Annotated in this window: 16 protein-coding genes, 2 tRNA genes and 1 pseudogene; 3 read left to right on the plus strand and 16 right to left on the minus strand. The window is 46.4% G+C overall.

Annotation, left to right across the window (positions count from 1 at the left end; genetic code table 11):
• Positions 1-39: 39 nt before the first annotated feature.
• Positions 40-1809 carry a DUF5776 domain-containing protein gene (locus tag AB3Y94_RS04685; protein WP_367295237.1) on the minus strand — a complete coding sequence of 590 codons (1770 nt, stop codon included), beginning with the start codon at positions 1807-1809 and terminating at the stop codon, positions 40-42.
• A gap of 311 nt (positions 1810-2120) precedes the next feature.
• On the opposite strand from AB3Y94_RS04685, the pseudogene AB3Y94_RS04690 reads away from it, so the two are divergent.
• A pseudogene (locus AB3Y94_RS04690) lies at positions 2121-3137 on the plus strand (ISL3 family transposase); the annotation flags it as partial.
• Positions 3138-3246: 109 nt separating this feature from the next.
• On the opposite strand, the gene smpB reads toward AB3Y94_RS04690, so the two are convergent.
• The 12 genes from smpB to AB3Y94_RS04750 form a co-directional block, all read right to left on the minus strand.
• Positions 3247-3720, minus strand: coding sequence for an SsrA-binding protein SmpB (gene smpB, locus AB3Y94_RS04695; RefSeq protein ID WP_367295238.1), 474 nt, complete (start codon positions 3718-3720; stop codon positions 3247-3249).
• 15 nt (positions 3721-3735) lie between these two features.
• Positions 3736-6150 (minus strand): ribonuclease R, encoded by a 2415-nt coding sequence (rnr, locus tag AB3Y94_RS04700; protein ID WP_367295239.1) that lies wholly within the window; start codon positions 6148-6150, stop codon positions 3736-3738.
• Between the two features lie 18 nt (positions 6151-6168).
• Positions 6169-6912: an alpha/beta hydrolase gene (locus AB3Y94_RS04705; RefSeq protein WP_367295240.1), complete on the minus strand. Its 744-nt coding sequence runs from the start codon at positions 6910-6912 to the stop codon at positions 6169-6171.
• A gap of 78 nt (positions 6913-6990) precedes the next feature.
• Positions 6991-7227 carry a preprotein translocase subunit SecG gene (secG, locus tag AB3Y94_RS04710; protein ID WP_367295241.1) on the minus strand — a complete coding sequence of 79 codons (237 nt, stop codon included), beginning with the start codon at positions 7225-7227 and terminating at the stop codon, positions 6991-6993.
• A 95-nt stretch (positions 7228-7322) separates the two neighbouring features.
• Complete coding sequence (locus tag AB3Y94_RS04715; RefSeq protein ID WP_367295242.1) at positions 7323-8879, minus strand: chloride channel protein; 1557 nt, start codon at positions 8877-8879, stop codon at positions 7323-7325.
• A 44-nt stretch (positions 8880-8923) separates the two neighbouring features.
• Positions 8924-9973, minus strand: coding sequence for a hypothetical protein (locus AB3Y94_RS04720; RefSeq protein ID WP_367295243.1), 1050 nt, complete (start codon positions 9971-9973; stop codon positions 8924-8926).
• A gap of 111 nt (positions 9974-10084) precedes the next feature.
• Positions 10085-11404, minus strand: coding sequence for a phosphopyruvate hydratase (gene eno / locus AB3Y94_RS04725; RefSeq protein WP_125683521.1), 1320 nt, complete (start codon positions 11402-11404; stop codon positions 10085-10087).
• Positions 11405-11513: 109 nt separating this feature from the next.
• Complete coding sequence (gene tpiA / locus AB3Y94_RS04730) at positions 11514-12272, minus strand: triose-phosphate isomerase (protein ID WP_125693139.1); 759 nt, start codon at positions 12270-12272, stop codon at positions 11514-11516.
• A gap of 143 nt (positions 12273-12415) precedes the next feature.
• A complete protein-coding gene (pgk, locus tag AB3Y94_RS04735) occupies positions 12416-13618 on the minus strand; it encodes a phosphoglycerate kinase (protein WP_125683517.1) in 1203 nt (400 codons plus the stop codon).
• Between the two features lie 181 nt (positions 13619-13799).
• Positions 13800-14810 (minus strand): type I glyceraldehyde-3-phosphate dehydrogenase, encoded by a 1011-nt coding sequence (gene gap / locus AB3Y94_RS04740; protein WP_367295244.1) that lies wholly within the window; start codon positions 14808-14810, stop codon positions 13800-13802.
• A 69-nt stretch (positions 14811-14879) separates the two neighbouring features.
• Positions 14880-15908, minus strand: a complete 1029-nt coding sequence (locus AB3Y94_RS04745; protein ID WP_367295245.1) for a sugar-binding transcriptional regulator — start codon at positions 15906-15908, stop codon at positions 14880-14882.
• 224 nt (positions 15909-16132) lie between these two features.
• Positions 16133-16204, minus strand: a tRNA-Arg gene (locus AB3Y94_RS04750).
• Between the two features lie 128 nt (positions 16205-16332).
• Between AB3Y94_RS04750 and AB3Y94_RS04755 the strand changes: the two genes are divergently transcribed.
• Positions 16333-16932 (plus strand): ECF transporter S component, encoded by a 600-nt coding sequence (locus AB3Y94_RS04755; RefSeq protein ID WP_367295246.1) that lies wholly within the window; start codon positions 16333-16335, stop codon positions 16930-16932.
• A 77-nt stretch (positions 16933-17009) separates the two neighbouring features.
• Here AB3Y94_RS04755 and AB3Y94_RS04760 read toward each other — a convergent pair.
• The 3 genes from AB3Y94_RS04760 to AB3Y94_RS04770 all read right to left on the minus strand — a co-directional run bounded on the left by AB3Y94_RS04760 (position 17010) and on the right by AB3Y94_RS04770 (position 18343).
• A tRNA-Arg gene (locus AB3Y94_RS04760) sits at positions 17010-17081 on the minus strand.
• Between the two features lie 88 nt (positions 17082-17169).
• Positions 17170-17892, minus strand: a complete 723-nt coding sequence (locus AB3Y94_RS04765; RefSeq protein WP_367295247.1) for a LiaF transmembrane domain-containing protein — start codon at positions 17890-17892, stop codon at positions 17170-17172.
• 7 nt (positions 17893-17899) lie between these two features.
• Positions 17900-18343 carry a LytTR family DNA-binding domain-containing protein gene (locus AB3Y94_RS04770; protein WP_367295248.1) on the minus strand — a complete coding sequence of 148 codons (444 nt, stop codon included), beginning with the start codon at positions 18341-18343 and terminating at the stop codon, positions 17900-17902.
• A 272-nt stretch (positions 18344-18615) separates the two neighbouring features.
• Here AB3Y94_RS04770 and clpP point away from each other — a divergent pair, with 272 nt between their 5' ends.
• Positions 18616-19212, plus strand: a complete 597-nt coding sequence (clpP, locus tag AB3Y94_RS04775) for an ATP-dependent Clp endopeptidase proteolytic subunit ClpP (RefSeq protein ID WP_048732353.1) — start codon at positions 18616-18618, stop codon at positions 19210-19212.
• The last annotated feature ends 211 nt before the right edge of the window (positions 19213-19423 follow it).

The raw sequence follows: 19423 nt of genomic DNA on the forward strand, positions 1-19423 counted from the left end.
CCTTTTTGATGACTATTTTAAATTTCACTATTTCTCGACTTATGGCTTCACCATGACTAACTTCTTATTTGCAGTCACATACTTGCCATTTGTTAGCTGGAAACGCGTCGTCTTGTTATAAGTGACAATCTTCTTGACCTTTAAAATTTGCCCCTTACGATAGTGGCCATGCTTGGTCGTTAACGACTTTTGCTGATAACGGTTAACACCTTTGGCATTAATTACACGAACCTGCTTTTGCTTTGTCTGATAGTAGACGGAGCTGACGAAGGACTTTTTAGCTGTAATATAGCCGGTTTTTCCCGCTGTCTTCGAATGATGATTGACGTCTTTAACCTCGTAACGCAGATTACCGTTCTTGGACGTAGCCATTCCCTTCACCACGAACATTGGCCGGTTAACCCGCTCTTGCTTCCCATACCAATGCTTAAGTGTCTTTTTAGAAAAATTTTTACTCCTGTATAAGCCAATTTTCTTCGTGGCGTATACAACGCTCGAAATTGGTGCCACTGACGCTCCGTCCCCACCCGTTGCAAGGTCAGGCACGTAGTGGAAGGTTACCGTTTGAGCTTGAGTGGTGTAAGCACCAGTTGCTGGTCCAGTTACTTTAGCCAGTTTATACCCGTTAAAGACCAACTGGTTGGCTGAATAGCTAGCACCTAGCTCACCCGTCAACACCTGATTGTCAGAGAGTTTACGTTGATTCTGGTCCAAATACTGAACGGTAACTGGTTGAGCCTGCTCTATTGGTGGAACGATTGGTGGCGTCGTTGGTTCAATGACCCGATTGACTGGCTCCCAGACATACGTTTCTAAACTGGTTGGCCGGTCAGCAGTCGTATACTGAGCTATGATTGCTTTACCCGTATCGAAATGGTCGCCTAGCGGGTTCTTGACGGTCCCTGAACCAACCGCCTGCCACTTACCAGTGTAGTCATCAGAATCGATTGGTGCGTCATCCAAGCCCGTGTTGGCCTTGTCAATAAAAGCTGTCTGTGGCCCAAAGGTAATTTGCTGGATGGTTGACGCACCATAGAACATGTAGTAACCAGAAAAATTAGCCGGAGGCGCAAACTTTGGCAGACTAACCTTTTCCACACCCGAGCTGGTCAGCATATAACTAGAACTCGTGAGTTTCGTAAAAGTCCCATTCGCAAAGTTTAATTCCTTGATGTTATTGGTTCCCCAGAACGCAGATGTCGCCGTTACCAAAGAACTTGTATCAAAGTTCCGAACATCCAGGGCTGTGACCCGCCCCTGCCCTTGAAACATGAAATTCATGTCCGTGACCTTACTAGTATCAAAGTGAGAGACATCAATCGTCGTCGTAACAGATTTCAAAGTCGTATCACAGAACATCCGACTCATGATCGTCGTATCAGACGTATTCAGTTTATCCAGGTTAACGTAGTCCGTGACATTTCGCAGCTGACCAAATAACCCGGTCGCATCTTTAGGTGCCTTGATGGGGCCATCGAAAACAACTTTCGTGACCTGATCAGCCACCGTCTGTGCTTGATTAGTTGTCGGGGCCGAATTGCCTTCAGCTGCAGCAATTACTCGCGCAAACTGGCCAACTGCAACATTCGTTAAATCTGCTTCTGGTAACGATCCTGCTCCCAAGTGAAGCTCACCACTCGGCGTTAAATACCAAGTAACATCCCCATAGGTGCCTGTGAGATTATCTGCCTTAACTGCAGCCGCCTGCGCAGTCACTGCAGTTGGTTGATGACCCATAACTAAACCACTTATTGGCTGTGCTACTCCCAGCGTTAAGCTGAGCAGAAGCAAAGTTGCTTTTCGGTTCATGATAATCCCTCCTCGTAAGTCGCCCCGATTTAATTTCTTGAAGCAATTTATACGCTCAAAATTCAGTCATTGTATTCACTAGTTATATATTAACATGTATTCACTTTGTTGAAAGATAATTTGACTTGCAATCTTTATCACATGATAAGGACTAAGTATCACCTGTCATCATAGGCTTTTTACTTAGTTTCCTCCGAAACCAGCTACGCTAGTTATACACTTTATGCGTAATTCTGTCCTTCATACCGGACAGCTTTATTTGGTTCTATGATATTTGGTGTTGATAGAGAAATCTATCAACACCAATTTTTTGTAAGTCATGTGGACACACTCAGATTGCCCAAACACCAATCGTTGCGAAACAACATCAGATTTCTCAAAACGTTCAACACGGCATCATTCAACAGTTAACTTCTGACCGAACGATGGCCAGCATCGCCGTTCAATACAATGTTTCAACTAACACAGTCAGTCGACAGCTAGTCTCGCTAGGACAACAAACTAAGCCAGCATATGATGGTTTGCCAGGCTCATTGTGCATCGACGAATTCCGTTCCACAAGTAATCAAATGAGTTTTATCGCAATTGACGCCGAGAAACATGACCTGGTTACCATCTTGCCGGGACGAAGAAATAAAGACATCAAAGAATTCTTTTTAAACCATTATTCCTTAACCAACCGCAGCAACGTCACTCGTGTCGTAATGGACTTTAATTCTCAGTATCAGTTAATTATTCACCAAATTTTTCCCAACGCCATTATTGTCGCCGATAATTTTCATTTAGTCCAGATGGTTCTTCGTTCTCTAAATCAAACTCGAGTCCAATTAATGAGGCGGTTCCCCAAGGAATCCCGAGAGTATCGCGTTCTTAAGCACTATTGGCGGCTCTATTTGGAGAGTTATAAAGACCTGGAGAAGAATAAACCACAGTGGTATTCACACCTCAAAGATCATCTCACACAAGAGCAACTCGTTCTCGAGGGCTTGGACCTCAGCGAAGAATTTACGAACACCTATTACTCAGCACATTCCTTAGTAGAATCCATTCGAAAGCGTGACTTTTCAGCATTCATTGAAGCTTTAGGTGAAGTTGAGAACGTAAGTCCTCAACTTCTAACGACCATCAAAACGTTCATCCAGAAAAAGCAGTTCATTCAAAACATGACGAACTGTTCAATTTCCAACGGTCCAATAGAAGGCGTCAATCGTAAGATCAAGCAAATAAAGCGCACCGCTTACGGTTATCGAAATTGGATAAACTTCAGTTACCGAATCCAAATCGAATTCAAAATCAGAATACAAAAAAGAGGTCCAATTCGAAAGTGAATTGAACCTCTGAAAATCCCTTCATCAACACCGGTTGACAAAGAGCCCTTTATTTAATGGAGCCATGAAAAAAGGGATCGAACGGTGTGCCGTTCAATCCCTTTTCTGATTAATAACGTTTCATGACCCGCGCAATTTGCCGGTCCTGTTCACGTCGTTTAATTGTTTCACGTTTATCGTATTCACGCTTACCAGTTGCCACGCCAATCAGAACCTTCGCAAATCCGTGTTTAAGGTACATCTTCAAGGGAACCAGGGTTACCCCCTTATCCATCGTTGCCTGTCCCAACCGCCGAATCTCCTTCTTATGCAGAAGTAGCTTACGGTTACGTAACGGATCATGATTGAACCGATTGCCTTGAATGTATTCACTGATATGAACATTCATCAACCAGGCCTCGTTGTTGCGAACTTGAGCAAACCCATCCTGTAAGTTGACCCGCCGTTCACGTAGCGATTTGATTTCAGTCCCAGTCAGAACCAAACCAGCCTCGACCGTTTCAGAGACCGAATAATCGTGACGAGCTTTACGGTTCTGTGCTAAGACATTATCTGGCGTTTTCTTGGACTTTCTCTTTGCCAAGTTCTGTCACCTCGCTTAGTGTCGACCACCTTGTGAGTTGTTACTGCGGTTTTGACCACCACTATGATTGTTGTTTCGGTGTTGGCCACCATTGCCGCCACGTTGGTTCGATGGTCGTTGATTACCATTACGATGGTTGCCATTACCATTACTACCAGAATGGTTGCCACCGCTGTGGTTGTTGCCGTTGCTGTGATTATTCCGACCGTGGAAGCCACCGCCACGAGAGCGATGTTCCCGATGTGGCAGTAAGTCACTCGTTGGTGCCTTTTCAGGGTCAAGTAGTTCAAAGTCGATTTCACTTTGTTCCTTGTCAACGTGAATAACCTTCACCCGAATTGGTTGGCCAATCCGGTACGTCCGCCGAGTATTCCGACCAACTAAGGCCAAGTACTTTTCGACGTATTCGTAATAGTCATCCTGCATCCGGCTGATATGAATCAGGCCTTCAATGGTGTTTGGCAATTCGACAAACATCCCAAACTTCATGACGGAACTAACCACGGCGTCAAATTCTTCACCAACGTGGTCAGCCATGTATTCAGCCATCTTCATGTCATTCGTATCCCGTTCAGCATCGATTGAGCGACGTTCCATTTCGGAAGTGTGGACCCCAATCTCTTCCAGAATCGGTGCAAATTTTTCTTTAGAAGCAGTACCAGTACCGTGGTCTTCGTAATAGTGAATCATGCGGTGCACCATGGTGTCAGGGTAACGCCGAATTGGTGACGTAAAGTGGGTGTAGAACTCTGCGCCCAACCCAAAGTGACCCAAGGATTGGTCAGCGTAACGAGCTTGCTTTAAGCTCCGCAACATCATGACAGACACCATGGCCTCTTCAGGCTTGCCAGCAACTTGCTTCAGAACCCCTTGCAACATCTTTGGCCGTAAGTGGTTAGGATCACCCTTAACGTTGATACCAAAGGCTGTCAAGAATTCAAAGAAGCTCCGGACACGATCACCATCTGGCGTTTCGTGGACCCGGTAGAGGAACGGAACCTTAGCACGGAAGTAATGTTCCGCAACGGTTTCATTGGCTGCTAACATGAAGGATTCAATCATCCGTTCTGAAATACCACGCGTCCGTAACTTAACGTCAATGGCGTGTCCCTTGTCATCCACAATAATTTCAGCTTCGCGGTCATCAAAATCAATAGCCCCACGTTGCTTCCGTTGCTTTAACAAGATTCGGTGCAGTTCGCCCATTTCTTCAAACATTGGAACTAATTCCTTGTAACGATCCATCGTCACGGGATCGTGGGCTTCCAAAATTTGGTTAACGGCGGTATAGGTCATCCGTGCTTTTGAACGCATAACAGACGGATGAATCCGGTGCTTAACCACGTGACCTTCGGGATTGATTTCCATGTCACAACTCATGCATAAACGCAATTCGCCCTCATTCAGAGAACAAATCCCATTAGACAAACGCCGTGGTAACATTGGGATAACCCGATCAGTCAGGTAGGTACTGGTCCCACGTTTGTAAGCTTCCTTATCTAAAATGGAATCTTCCTTAACGTAGTGAGAAACGTCCGCAATGTGGACCCCTAAATGATAGTTGCCATTTGGTAATTTCCAAACAGTTACGGCATCATCTAAGTCTTTTGAAGATTCCCCATCAATCGTCACCAGATCCTGATTCGTGATATCCTCACGACCAGTCATTTCTTCTGGCAGCACGTGATCGGGAATCTCATCAGCAGCCTGCATCACTTCTTCTGGAAATTCAGAAGGAATATTGTGTTGGTACACGATTTGTAAAATATCGATTCCTGGATCATCAACACTCCCGATGACCTGCTTCGCAATCCCAACCATAGCGTCAGGATGATCAGCGTTAGGGTACTCAGTAATTTCAGCCGTGACCACTTCACCCGGCGTTGGGTTCAAACCAACGTTGGTGACGTAAAACTTGTACTTCATGATCTTCTTATCGGTTAGCCGAACTTGACCAACGTAACCAGCATCGTCATCGGTCTTGAAGAACTCACCAACGACTTGTTCGTAGTGGTGTTCAACAATTTCCGTAACTTTACCTTCGGGACCTTTACCGCTCCGTGGATCGCCAGCCCGGACAATTTCAATTTTGACCGTATCACCGTTTAAAGCACGTAACGTATTGTTAGGAGCAATATAGGCGTCCGGTTCAACCTTGTTTTCATCATAGGCGACAAAGCCGAAGCCCTTATCATTCCCGTGAAAAATCCCGGTCAGTGTTCGTTGACTTGGGTCCAACTGAAAATGGCCATGGTCCGTCACTTGGACAAGACCATCGCGTTCTAATTGCGCTAACTCTTGCACGATCAGTTTGAAAGCAGCTGAGCCGTGGTAATGTAGCGCATCTGAAATGTCTTCTACTGTGTAACTTTGATCCGCATGTGCGCGGAAGAAAGCTGTTAAGTCAGTTTTTAATGTATTATCTTGCACTATCGATTCCTCGTTATTTTAAAAGATTGTGTGTAAAAAAGCCAAAATATCTGTTTCCAATTCATGATGCGCTGAGTTGACCGTTAAGACGTGGCCAGCACCGGCATATTCATGATAATCAATTTGATTCGATGGGTAAGCATCCGCGAGCCACTTGCCAGAACGAGGATCGATCATCTGATCTTCCTCCCCCTGTGCAATAAACACAGGCTGCTTAATCCAATCTAAGTGGGTCGCGGTCGTGTCGGCAAATGCCTGAATTGCTGTTAGTTGTGTCTGTAAATGTGCTTGCAACCACGCAACGCGCTTTACTTGGTCCTCACCAGTAATGTTCTCTTGCCGATAAGTTGCCTTAGCCATTTCAATAAATGATCCAGGCACGTTCGTTTGTCCGCGAAAAATCACGGGCGAAGCAATCGTTCCACCACCGGCCAGTGCGTGATCCGTCTGTAGAGCGCGTGTCGCAAATAAGCCACCCAGTGATAGACCAAAGATAGCAATTTGCTGATAGCCTCGCTGTCGCAGGAAAGCAATTGCATCTTGCGTATCTTGCCACCACGCTTTAGGCGAACCTTGTCGCAAAATATCCGCAGGGTCCCCGGTCGCGTGGCCCGTAAAAATGGGAGCAAGTACCGTATAATTCTCAGACTCCAAACGACGCCCAAGAATCCGCATGTCGTTAGAGCTACCGGAATAGGCGTGGAGCAGAATAACTGCTTTTGGCCCCTGCTCGAAGAAGAGCGGGGTTGGTTTTTGAATCATGTAAAACCACCACTTTCCGCTGAAGTTATTGGTAAAAAAGCCTCCTGTAACGAATAAACAGGAGGCCTCATTTCTACTCTAGTGTGATGATAAATAAACTAAAGCCAGTGCCAGCCCAAAGAAAAGTGCTCCCAAGATAACGGTCACCTTTTGCATGAAAGCTTCGAAACCACGAGGCTTGGACTTTGCAAACAGGTCATCCGCGCCACCAGATAAAGCGGACAATGCGTCATTGGTCTTAGCGGGTTGCATCATTACTGCAATGATAATCAAAACAGAAACGATTAAGATACAGGTCATTAAAAAGTTATACACGAATTTGCCTCCTACCTATCGAATAGGTCTAATAGGTCTAACTATACTTATCTAATCTATCATAGTCAGCCACTTTTTACCAGCCCCAGGCTCGCTTAATCAGTCAAATGAGGGTGAGAATCGTTTAAGTGGGCTAGTTGTTGTCGGACGAAAGCACGATTGGCTCGATACGTGAATACGACCAACGTATCACCCGCTCGGAGAATGGTGTCGCCTTTAGGAATCACCGCCCGTTCTCCACGTTTAACACTGACCAGCAGTGCCCCTTTCGGCCACGGAATATCCCGGACCTGACGACCCACCAGTTCTGAGCCCTCACCAACAGCTACCTCGACTCGATCAGTTGGACCACTAGCTTCAGCCGTAGCAGGAGTCACCATATTTTCTAACATGGCTTCATATATTGGTTCACCGCCCAACACGTCAACCGTGATGTAAGCCACGATGGCTACGACCGCCAGTGGCATCAAGTGCTGGAGTGACCCTACCATTTCAGTAATCAACAATATAGCTGTAAAGGGTGCCTTAGAAATCCCAGCAAAGTAACCCGCCATAGCATAAATCACAAAGTTAGCAATAAACACGGCTGGCAACCAGCCCAAAGCTACAAAGCCACGAGCACCGATGGCCCCCAATAATGCACCTAACGTCAGAATCGGTAGGAAAATCCCACCTGGCAGTCCAGAACTATAGCTAATTGTTGAGAAAACGAAACGCAAAATAAAGTAACCGATGAGTGGGATTAATAAAGGCGTTTGACGAGCAAACTGAACGATCATTTGGTTCCCGCCACCCAACGTAATTGGCCACAATAACCCAATGGGAATGACCAAGAGAAATGGCACAATGCTGTTTAAATGTTCTGGCAACCAGGTCAATCGGGCATACCAACTAGCACCACGCAACGTGACCCACTGATACAGGTAACCCAATAGTCCCAGGCCCACACCAACGATTAATAGGAGCCAATAGTACTTTAAGGGTAGAGCTTGTTCATACTGAATATGTAAGACCGGTGTCAGACCAAAGACCACGTTCGAGACAAAATTAGCAACTACGGCACTAGTTAATGCAGTCAACCAGACCAAAGTTGAGAAATTATGATATACCTCTTCAAGAATAAATAAAGTTGAGGCAATCGGCGCGTTAAACGCCGCCGACAAACCAGCAGCAGCTCCACCAGCAATTAATAGACGACGCTTACTCCCCGTTAAGTGAACGCTTTCCGCAAAACCTTGCGCAATGGTCCCACCCAACTGAATGGAAGGCCCTTCACGCCCCAAAAACAAGCCAGCACCAATTCCAAGAATTCCGCCTAAAAACTTTTTCCAAAGAACGGGCCACCATTTATAATCCATTTCACCGGCCAGCTGACCTTCAACCTGAGGAATCCCCGACCCTTTAATCATTGGTGTCTGTTTCCCCCAATGACCAATTAGAATGGCCGCTAGAACCAATAAAACAGCCCAAGGAATCAACCAAAGTGGATGTTGGCCTAACCACCCATAGATTCCTTGAACCGTCGTAAGGAGGTGTTCAATCGCTAATCGGAAAGTACTAACGACTACTCCAGCCAGAAGACCCACAATACTCCCGAAGAAAATTGCGTTGAGTCGGGTCAAGTCATGTTTGATTGGGTACTTTCTGGTCATTTGCGATTCCTCCACTGTCATTTAAAAGTCTATTTACTAGTCTATCACAGTTTCTTTGACTTTAAACGGAAAATTCGGTGGTAACGATACCCACCTAATAGACCAATCAGGAGGCCCCAGCCTAACACGTACCACCCACTCCGAGTCTCTCCCGTGTGAGGTAAGTGATCAGTTGATGATTTAGACGTCCGCTTCATTCTTGATTGTTGCTTTTTCTGGGACTTTTTTACCGCCGCACTACTATCATAATAATGCCGTTTCGTATCTGACAAGCTCGCCATCCCCGCCTCTTCATCTTCAAGATTATCTCCGTTATTCGTCTCAGCAATCGACGTCGGGGTACTTTCAGTTTTACGATGCGGATCTATTTCTAAGCCTTCCTGATTATCATCTCCCTCCGCTGATGAATTCATATCGGTTAACGGCAGCGAAACCTTGTCTGGTAGGCTTGGCTTAGGAAGTGGTGTTGGTGTTGGTGTTGGTGTTGGTGTTGGTGTTGGTGTTGGTGTTGGCTCTGGCTTTGGCGCCGGCTCTGGCTTTGGCGCCGGCTCTGGCTTTGGCGCCGGCTCTGGTTTAACCGGTTGTACTAACACACGAACGACCTCTGACGGGGTCAAAACCACATGACTGGTTTTCTGGTCAGCCCGTAGCTGATACCCGGTGGGCGCAACTAAGAAGACCCGTCCTCCCAATCTTAATCCGACATGAGACGCCCGGGACCCAACCACGCGGCCAACTGCATCCACATAAGTGATTGTCGCTCCCACCTTATTTCCTGCCAAATAAGTAACAATCGTTGGTTGATGATAATCTTTTAATGGGACTGGCTTGGGCAATTTCACTTTTAAAAGGCTCCCAATCTCTGGAAGTAGTGCTACATTGCTACCACGGGTGGTCACATCCGATACCTGTGAGGTCTCTCGATAGAGGGTCGTTCGGGAAATGCCGTCCTCATCACCACCCTCAATCTGAAACCGAACAACGTAACTAAATGCCGGTGTTGATTCTGCTCCACTAGCAGTCACACCATTAAAACCAGCTGCTAGCACAACGACACTTAAACCCACTAAACCCATCATCTTTCGAAATCTCATATAAATTCCCCCTCGTTACTAGTTAACTCCGCAGAAATTCATCGAGTTTTTTTAATTTCAAAAAAAAAAGCAAGTCCATCTCTGGACTTGCTTTCATCATTCACGATTTAATTACTTGTTAACGATGGCCATCCGTGCGTCTTCGCTCAAGTTGTAGAAGGAGTGAATTCCCTTGTAGTTGGAAGTCTTACCTAATTGGTCTTCAATCCGCATTAATTGGTTGTACTTAGCGATCCGTTCGCCACGGCTCATTGAACCAGTCTTGATTTGGCCGGCGTTCAACGCAACAACCAAGTCAGAGATAGTCGTGTCTTCAGTTTCACCAGAACGGTGAGAGATAACGGCCGTGTAACCAGCTTGCTTAGCCATTTCAACGGCTTCAACAGTTTCAGTCAAAGTCCCGATTTGGTTTAACTTGATTAAGATAGAGTTGGCAACGCCCATCTTGATACCCTTAGCCAAGTAGTCCGTGTTCGTAACGAATAAGTCGTCACCAACGATTTGAACTTTCTTGCCCAAACGTTCAGTAGCCATTTGCCAGTCTTCCCATTCGTTTTCATCCAAAGGATCTTCGATGGAAACAACTGGGTACTTGTCAACGATGCTTTCCAGCAAGCTAACAAATTCTTCAGCAGTGTATTCCTTGCCGTCACCCTTAAGTTCGTACTTCTTGGTGTCAGCGTTGTAGAATTCTGATGAGGCACAGTCAAAGGCAATAGCAACGTCCTTACCAGGTACGTAGCCGGCGTTCTTGATTGCTTCAACTAAGATTTCGAAAGGTTCTTCGTTGTTCTTCAAGTCAGGAGCAAACCCACCTTCATCACCAACGGCCGTTGAGTAACCCTTTTCGTTCAAAAGGTTCTTCAAGTTATGGAAAGTTTCGGAACCCATCCGAATAGCTTCCTTAACAGTCTTGGCACCAACCGGCATGATCATGAATTCTTGGAAATCAACCTTGTTGTTGGCGTGCTTCCCACCGTTGATAACGTTCATCATAGGTGTAGGAAGGACGTGACCATTGAACCCGCCTAAGTAGTTGTACAGAGGTTGGCCTAATTCGTCAGCAGCAGCACGGGCAGCAGCTAAGGAAACACCTAAGATAGCATTAGCACCTAACTTACCTTTGTTCGGCGTACCGTCAAGGTCGATCATAGCTTGGTCGATGGCCCGTTGGTCGGTAACATCGTAGCCCACGATCTCCTTGGCAATCAGGTTGTTGACGTTGTCGACAGCCTTAGTAACACCCTTACCCATGAAACGACTCTTGTCGCCATCACGAAGTTCAACGGCTTCGTGTTCACCGGTTGAGGCACCTGAAGGAACGATTCCCCGGCCCATTGCACCGGCTTCAGTGTAAAGTTCAACTTCAACAGTTGGGTTACCACGAGAATCTAAGACTTCGCGTGCGTAAATATCAGAAATAATAGACATTTTTTGTATTCTCTCCTTAACGAATGTTTGGCTTCACGGGAACAAGACAACAATCCCATGCTTTATTCTATAAGTTTAACTTTGAACTTTCAATCACATTTTGATTGTTTTACAAATTTTGGTAGTTTGCAAGCTGAACAAATGACTCTTCGTTCAGGCTGGAACCGCCGGCTAGCACACCATCCACGTTATCTTTGGCCATTAAGCCAGCAATGTTATCTGGCTTAACACTCCCACCATAAAGAACCCGAATGCCGTTAGCTAATTCATCTGAATAAATGTCAGCCAGCGTTTGGCGAATCAAGTAGCATCCTTCTTCGGCCTGATCAGTCGAAGCTGAAGTACCACTTCCAATCGCCCAGCTAGGTTCGTAAGCAACGACGATTTTAGCAGCGTCTTCCGCGCTAACACCCTTCAGTGCCGCGGAAACCTGGTTGACGACCCAATGGATTTTCTCACCAGACTCGCGCCGCCCCATGGTTTCATCACAACAAACGATTGGCGTCATGCCATTTCGAAAGACCGCTTGGACCTTTCGATTGATGACATCATCCGTCTCGTTGAAGTAACGCCGCCGTTCGGAATGACCCACGATGGTATATGGAATCCCCATTTCGTGGAGCGCCTTTGGGCTAGTTTCACCAGTATAGGCACCTTCGTCTTCGTAGTAACAAGCCTCTGCAGCAATCCGCAGGACATCTTCAGAATTGGCATCTAACATGGTCTGTAAATCTAAAGCTGGTGCTGCAATCGCCGTTTCCACGACGTCTGAAGCAGGCAACTTTCCTTGCACAGCCTCAATAAAAGTCCGTGCTTCGGTGACCGTTTTGTTCATTTTCCAGTTACCGGCAATGAGTGGTATCCGCAACCTAATCCACCCTTTCTAAAAATAAATTGACTACGATTCTCATCTTACCGAATTCCCACTGGATTAGCCAGCGAAGACCCTTCACGATGAGCAACCATCACAACAAAAAGCCGTGATGACAACCACCACAGCTTTTTATTAATCTACTTGTCAGAAATTGCGGCAATTCCTGGTAAGGTCTTACCTTCAAGGTATTCGAGGGAAGCACCACCACCAGTAGAAATGTGGGAGAGCTTGTCAGCAACACCAAGTTGTTGAACGGCAGCAGTAGAGTCCCCACCACCGACGATCGTCTTAGCTTCGGACAAAGTTCCAAGGAACTTACCAATTTCCAAAGTACCTTCAGCGTAGTTACTCATTTCGAAGACACCCATTGGTCCATTCCAAACAACTGTCTTAGCGTCCTTCAAAACGTCTTCAAATTCTGCAACGGACTTAGGTCCAATATCTAAGGCCATGTAGCCATCAGGAATTTCACCATCAACCGTCTTGTGAGCGGCATCGTTATCAAACTTTTCAGCAACAATGGAATCAACTGGCAGGACTAACTTGTCGCCAGCCTTGTCCAAGATTTCCTTGGCAAGGTCGATCTTGTCAGTTTCAACCAATGAGTTTCCAATCTTCATACCCTTAGCAGCGTAGAAAGTGTAAGTCATCCCACCACCGATAAGAATCTTGTCAGCCTTAGCCAACAAATTGTCGATAACACCGATCTTGTCGGAAACCTTAGCACCACCCAAGATAGCAACGAATGGATGTTCTGGGTTGTCAACAGCACCACCGATGAACTTGATTTCTTTTTCCATCAAGAAGCCGGCAGCAGTCTGGCCCATGTTGGCAGCAATCCCTGCGTTAGAAGCATGTGAACGGTGAGCCGTCCCAAATGCATCGTTAACAAAGACGTCACCCAATGAAGCCCAGTACTTGCCCAATTCAGGGTCGTTACCGGATTCACGCTTAACGTTTTCGCCGTTCTTAACGTCTTCGTAACGGGTGTTTTCCATAACCAAAACATCCCCGTCGTTCAAACCGTCAATGGCGTCTTCAAGCTGCTTACCTTCAGTCGTTGGGACAAAGGTAACTGGCTTGTTCAATAAGTTAGACAGACGTTCAGCAACTGGCCGCATGGACAGGCCTGGCTTGTCTTCTTCCTTCTTAATCCGACCTAAGTGGGACAATAGGATTGCCTTACCACCGTTTTCGATAACGTACTTGATGGTTGGCAAAGCTGCTACGATCCGGTTATCGTTACCAATGACACCATCTTTGATTGGGACGTTGAAGTCGACACGCATGAGGACCTTTTTGCCCTTAACATCTAAATCAGAAACTGTTAATTTAGCCAATTTAGAAAAACCTCCTTGAATGGATATTATCTTTTAAGATTACTTTCACAATATACAGCACTTATTCTCGAAATTCAAAGAACTTGTGTGGAACTCACCCAACAAAAAACGCGACGGAGAAATCCCTCCCCCCGCCGCGTCTTATCGAGCCTATTTTACGACTTACGCCGCAACATTGGGATTAGAGCGTTGCAAAGTGCAATAACGTCCGTACCATGTTGCAAGTGAAGCCCCATTCGTTGTCGTACCAAGCAACAGTCTTAACTAATTGGGTGTCACCGGCAGTCGTAACTTCCGTTTGGGTTGGGTCAAAGACAGAACCGTGGTCATCATCGATGATGTCAGTTGACACAATTTCGTCACCGTTGTAGCCAAAGGCATCGTTGCCCTCAGTGTGCTTCTTGATTGCATCATTGATTTCGTCAGCAGTAACCTTTTTGTCAAGGACAGCTACTAATTCAGTCAAAGAACCATCAACAACACCAACACGTTGTGCATGTCCTTGTAACTTACCCTTCAATTCAGGGATAACCAAACCGATAGCCTTAGCAGCACCAGTTGAGTGAGGAATGGTGTTGATGCTTGCAGTACGGTTGTTACGCATCTTCTTGCCACGAGGTCCATCCAAAATCATTTGGGTAGAAGTAAAGGCATGAATAGTCGTCATCGTACCAGCCTTGATACCAAATTCCTTGTTCAGGAAGTAAGCCATTGGGGCCAAGCAGTTGGTCGTGCAAGAACCAGCAGAAACGATAACGTCATCCTTCGTCAATTGATCCAAGTTAACGCCTGGAACAACCGTCGTGATAGGACCGGCTGGAGCAGATACTAATACCCGCTTAACACCAGCTTCGATGTGGGCGTGAGCCTTTTCTTCAGAAGTGTAGAAACCGGTACATTCGAGAACGAAATCAACACCGTCATTCTTGACCCAAGGAATATTTTGCGCCTTTGGTTCAGCGTAAACAGGGTATTCCTTACCGTCAACCACGATACCCTTATCCGTAGCGGAAACTTCGCCAGGGAAACGGCCATGAGTTGAGTCATACTTCAACAAGTAAGCTAACATTGAAGGTGTCGTCAAATCGTTGATGGCAACAACTTCGATGTCACTTGAGTGGAGTTCGTGAATCCGCTTGAAAGCCAAACGGCCGATACGTCCGAAACCATTAATACCAATCTTTACAGTCATACTGTGATTTCCTCCTTCAGGAAGCAAATAAAGAATAATTTTTTTAAAAAGCAATACAGATTCAGTGTATCACTTTTTTAAAACAAAGTCAGCAGCACCTTCATCAGTTATTAACCAAGTCTGTGCTGGCGCTAAGTGCATATATGCTGCAATGGCGGCACCCTTCTCGGCACCCCCGGCAACAGCAACGACTAATTGCTTAGCGGCTAAATCACCAATTTCCAGGCCGATTCGCGGAAATTTGCTAACGACGTGACCCGCATCATCAAAGAAATAACCAAAGGCCTCACCCACCGCATGGGCAGCTGTCAAGTCATCGATAACGTGTGGCGTCATTTTTCGTCGTTTGGCCATGACCAGTGCCTGGCCAATCCCGTGAACCACCACATTACTGTGGGCAATCAATTGGAGAACTTCATGAATCGATGGCTCCGCAAACAGCGGCTTATACGTCGCACTGGTCAACTGCTCAGGAACATAGAGTTGTCGAAAATCACCATTGGTGAGCTGAGCCATACGGGCAGCCACTGCGTTTGCTTGAATGGCGGGAGATTCACCCACGCCACCTCGAGCTGGCACAAACAGTAGCTGTCGATTGGTTGTTAACGCTGGTGTCAAGATATCTGCCACGGTCGCCATTGTATGACCACCCATGACCGCCAGTGTATTCTGACCGGCTGGCAGGTGCTCGCCAAGAATTTGGCCGGTTGCTTGTGCCATGCCAACCAACGATCCAGTTGCTGCAGTACTGTCTCCTGCAACGATTGTGACGTGAGCAATCCCTAGCTTCTTAGCCAGATCTTGTTCTCGCTGTTGCCTACCAGCCAAATCATTCATGACTGGGACTAAACCACGCAACACTCGCTGTCCAGTGGCAGTGACCTGCATCCCTTTCACAGACATTTGAATGAACCCCAGGTCTGCCAGGGAATCCGTCGTTGTACGAACTGCTCGTTCTGAACAATTCAGGTTTAACGCCAGGGTGCGCCGCCCAACCGGCTGGAGATTGGCAACACCCTGTAGCATGCGGAAGCGGTTGGTCAGCTTTTCAACCATTTGGGGCATAATTGCTTCTACCCACTGCCAATCATCCTGCATCCTGCTTACCTCCTAGTGGGACAGTGACCGGCCAGCGGTGGCTAAATAGCGCCCACCCTGACCAAAAAATTGAAGGCCAACTCAAGCTAACCTTACAGTTAAGCATTATATGCTCTAGCAACTACTTTAGCAAGCACTTACACCGCTTATTTTGTGAAAGCCTTTACAAATTAGGTAATAAAAAAACGAGCCCAAGGAAACCTCAGACTCGACCGCTTTGCGAATGCGCCCGGAGGGAATCGAACCCCCATTTCAAGAACCGGAATCTTACGTGCGATCCATTACACTACGGGCGCATACTCTGTGCTAAACAACACATTGATTACTATAACTGATATTGGATAAAAATACAAGCCGATTTCTCTTTTTGTTCCGAAAAACATGCTATAATAACGGCATTAACTTTTCGTGGAGGTTTCAACAGATGACGCGACATAAGACCTTTCGCTTGGTAGTGGATGCGCTACTAATGGCGATTGTTTTGCTCCAAAATATTTTACCCTTCCTAGGCTATATTCCACTGGGACCCTTTAGCATGACTTTGATTGGCTTAACGGTCATTGTTGCTGGAACTGCACTAGGACCTAAGGATGGTATGGCCATTGGCTTATTCTGGGGACTCCTCACTTTCATTCGGGCCTTCACCTGGCCTTCAAGTCCCGTTGCGCCCCTGATCTTTACGAATCCATTAATTTCGGTACTTCCCCGGCTCCTAATGGGCCTGGCTGCGGGTGGCCTCTTTCTATGGGCACGCCACCAACAGTGGTCTGATCGTCACGCTATGCAGTTAGGGGCGGGGTGCGCTGCCCTAGTCAATAGTCTCCTGGTTCTAGGCTTAGTATACTTATTCTATCAAACACCTGAAGTGGCCTCGGCTTTCGGCGCCAAGGGAAATCAAACGTTAGGTTACGTCCTAATGATCTCCTTAGTCACCAACGCTGTGCCTGAATTTATCCTCGACGTGCTCATCGCCCCATTAATTGCGGGTCCTTTGCGCAAACGTTGGGATCAGCTGAATGTTTAACATTCTACGTGGTGGGGAATCCCTACCACTTTTTTTGACAAAAAAACCGCAACGTTAGACAACGTTGCGGCAAATGATGCGCCCGGAGGGAATCGAACCCCCATTTCAAGAACCGGAATCTTACGTGCGATCCATTACACTACGGGCGCAAGTCAGCATCAGCTTTTTGAGCACCTAACTACTATACCTGATGCTGAATATAAATTCAAGGGGTCGGGTAAATATTTTCTATTGAGATTAAACGTAAATTAATGAGACACTGCCGAATGAAACACTGCCTTGAATTCGTACCACCGGGCCATTACCCGTTTCTTGAATCCCTTTTTCTCCAACGGCGCCAAAGCTCGTATCAACATCCGTCTCGATGTTCCAAGTTCGGGGTAAGTATAGCTCAACCCCTCCAAACGAGGCATCTACAAGGATGGTCGCCCCGTCTTCACTCAGGGCAACGTTATCTAGATAAACTTTTGCGTTTCCCATGTTGACACGAATGGCTGCGTGCTGAAAATTCGTTGACTGCAAGTAGCGAATACTACTACTCATATTCACATTCACCACGGCATCATCTTCCGTCAGGCTTGCGATATCTTCCTCTTGCCAATGGTGATTATCACCATGATGCCAAGACTTTTCATCAAACCAAGCCTGTCGCCAACGCCACCGTGGTTTAATAATCATGGACAACCCAACTGTCAATAACAGTGCCGCACCTAAAATCGTCCAGGGTGCTAGCGCTGCAATCCCCAATGGCTTGGCAAAAATAATTGCCAGAAAGGCCAACGAAAACACCGTTCCTGACACAGCAAAATGAATCAAACTTTCCACTAATGCCGCTACTAAAAACATGGCAACTAATAACGTCCAAAATCCAATGTGATACGTCAGAATGCCCAACTGACTAACGACCAAAATACCGGCCGCGAGAACCAGGAAGACACCCCAAAACCAATTTCGATGCATAATTAACCTACCCCTTTCGCTCTAACGCTACCTGCAATGCCTTGTAGAACCGGCGCGAGACGTAGAGCTGCTTGTGTGATTTCTGAAAGCGAACCAAGTTGCCCGTTACCGACTTGGTGAGTGATAAAACTTGGTCACGGTTGAGGATGGCAGACTTGGAGACTCGTTGAAAGTTAGCCGGCAAATCACTCGCTAATTCCGTCAGTGGTTGCCGCGTACTGTACATCTCCGACGCAGTATGCACGGTCACCTGATGATCAGCCACTTCGAAGAATAAGACCTCCGCCAGATTTACTTGGTAATGACTCCCCCGTTGACTCAGGGTGATAGTCAGTGGAGGGTGAACCGCCGTTAGTGCCGCGCACAACTGGTCAGCTAATGCCGCCGTTGGTGCTTTGATCACCACTTCCGATTCAGTCAGCTCACTATCAACTTCAACGTGGATCTTCAAATCTTCACCCCCTTTTCGTTAATTCAAGTAAACCACACCTCTTCCAGAAAGAAAACGACTGTAACGTGAGTGGTCGTTCAATTGACGCAAGCGGTCAAAAAATGTGACAGAATACGTGACGTTTAAGTAAACTCTGTTATGATAGTTTTAGTCAAAAGGTTGGGGGAATTAACAGAGTCTAATTGTTTGACCTACCCTGACCTTAGCGGTAAACTAGCACCATGTTAGCAAACTGCTAGCCATTTAAAAGCAAAAAGGGAGGCTATCTTGTCATGAATTTAGTACCAACAGTTATTGAACAATCATCCCGTGGCGAACGGGCTTATGATATCTATTCACGACTATTAAAGGACCGGATCATCATGTTGTCAGGTCCCATCGAAGATGACATGGCCAACGCCATCATTGCACAGTTGCTCTTCTTGGACGCCCAAGACTCCACCAAGGACATTTCACTTTACATCAACTCACCTGGTGGTGTGGTTTCTTCCGGCTTAGCCATTTACGATACCATGAACTTCATCCAATCCGACGTTCAAACAATTACGTTGGGGATGGCAGCTTCCATGGCCAGTGTCTTGGCTTCATCTGGGACTAAGGGCAAGCGGTTTGCATTGCCTCACGCCCAAGTGATGATTCACCAACCATCCGGTGGTGCCCAAGGGCAACAGACTGAAATTGAAATCGCTGCTCGTGAAATCTTGAAGACTCGGCAATTGATCAACCAAATCTTGGCTGACAATTCTGGTCAACCCGTTGAACGTCTGAACCAAGACACTGAACGGGATAACTACTTGAGTGCTCAAGAAGCCGTCGATTATGGTTTAATCGACCACATCATGACCAACAGTAGTGAACAAAAGAAGTAATTTCTTCAAAAACATCATTGGCTGCGGCTGATGATGTTTTTTTATGTTTCCATGGTAGTATCTCTATCTGAAAATCAGCGTCCTTTCACCCAGGACATTTGGTCCACCAATTAGTTGCCTATATAATGGTAGCGTTTTCATTAATTAGCTACTTCTCGGAACCATTCAGGCCCCAGCACAAAGGCGTCACCGTCATTTCAGCAAACTAATT

Source organism: Levilactobacillus yonginensis (assembly GCF_964065165.1).
GTDB classification, from domain to species: domain Bacteria; phylum Bacillota; class Bacilli; order Lactobacillales; family Lactobacillaceae; genus Levilactobacillus; species Levilactobacillus yonginensis_A.

Bases quoted from the DNA above. Each gene is read 5' to 3' on its own strand.
- AB3Y94_RS04745 (WP_367295245.1), bottom strand. From the start codon at position 15,908: ATGCAGGATGATTGGCAGTGGGTAGAAGCAATTATGCCCCAAATGGTT.
- AB3Y94_RS04715 (WP_367295242.1), bottom strand. From the start codon at position 8,879: ATGACCAGAAAGTACCCAATCAAACATGACTTGACCCGACTCAACGCA.
- AB3Y94_RS04755 (WP_367295246.1), top strand. From the start codon at position 16,333: ATGACGCGACATAAGACCTTTCGCTTGGTAGTGGATGCGCTACTAATG.
- AB3Y94_RS04685 (WP_367295237.1), bottom strand. From the start codon at position 1,809: ATGAACCGAAAAGCAACTTTGCTTCTGCTCAGCTTAACGCTGGGAGTA.
- AB3Y94_RS04720 (WP_367295243.1), bottom strand. From the start codon at position 9,973: ATGAGATTTCGAAAGATGATGGGTTTAGTGGGTTTAAGTGTCGTTGTG.
- AB3Y94_RS04705 (WP_367295240.1), bottom strand. From the start codon at position 6,912: ATGATTCAAAAACCAACCCCGCTCTTCTTCGAGCAGGGGCCAAAAGCA.
- gap (WP_367295244.1), bottom strand. From the start codon at position 14,810: ATGACTGTAAAGATTGGTATTAATGGTTTCGGACGTATCGGCCGTTTG.
- AB3Y94_RS04765 (WP_367295247.1), bottom strand. From the start codon at position 17,892: ATGCATCGAAATTGGTTTTGGGGTGTCTTCCTGGTTCTCGCGGCCGGT.
- clpP (WP_048732353.1), top strand. From the start codon at position 18,616: ATGAATTTAGTACCAACAGTTATTGAACAATCATCCCGTGGCGAACGG.
- eno (WP_125683521.1), bottom strand. From the start codon at position 11,404: ATGTCTATTATTTCTGATATTTACGCACGCGAAGTCTTAGATTCTCGT.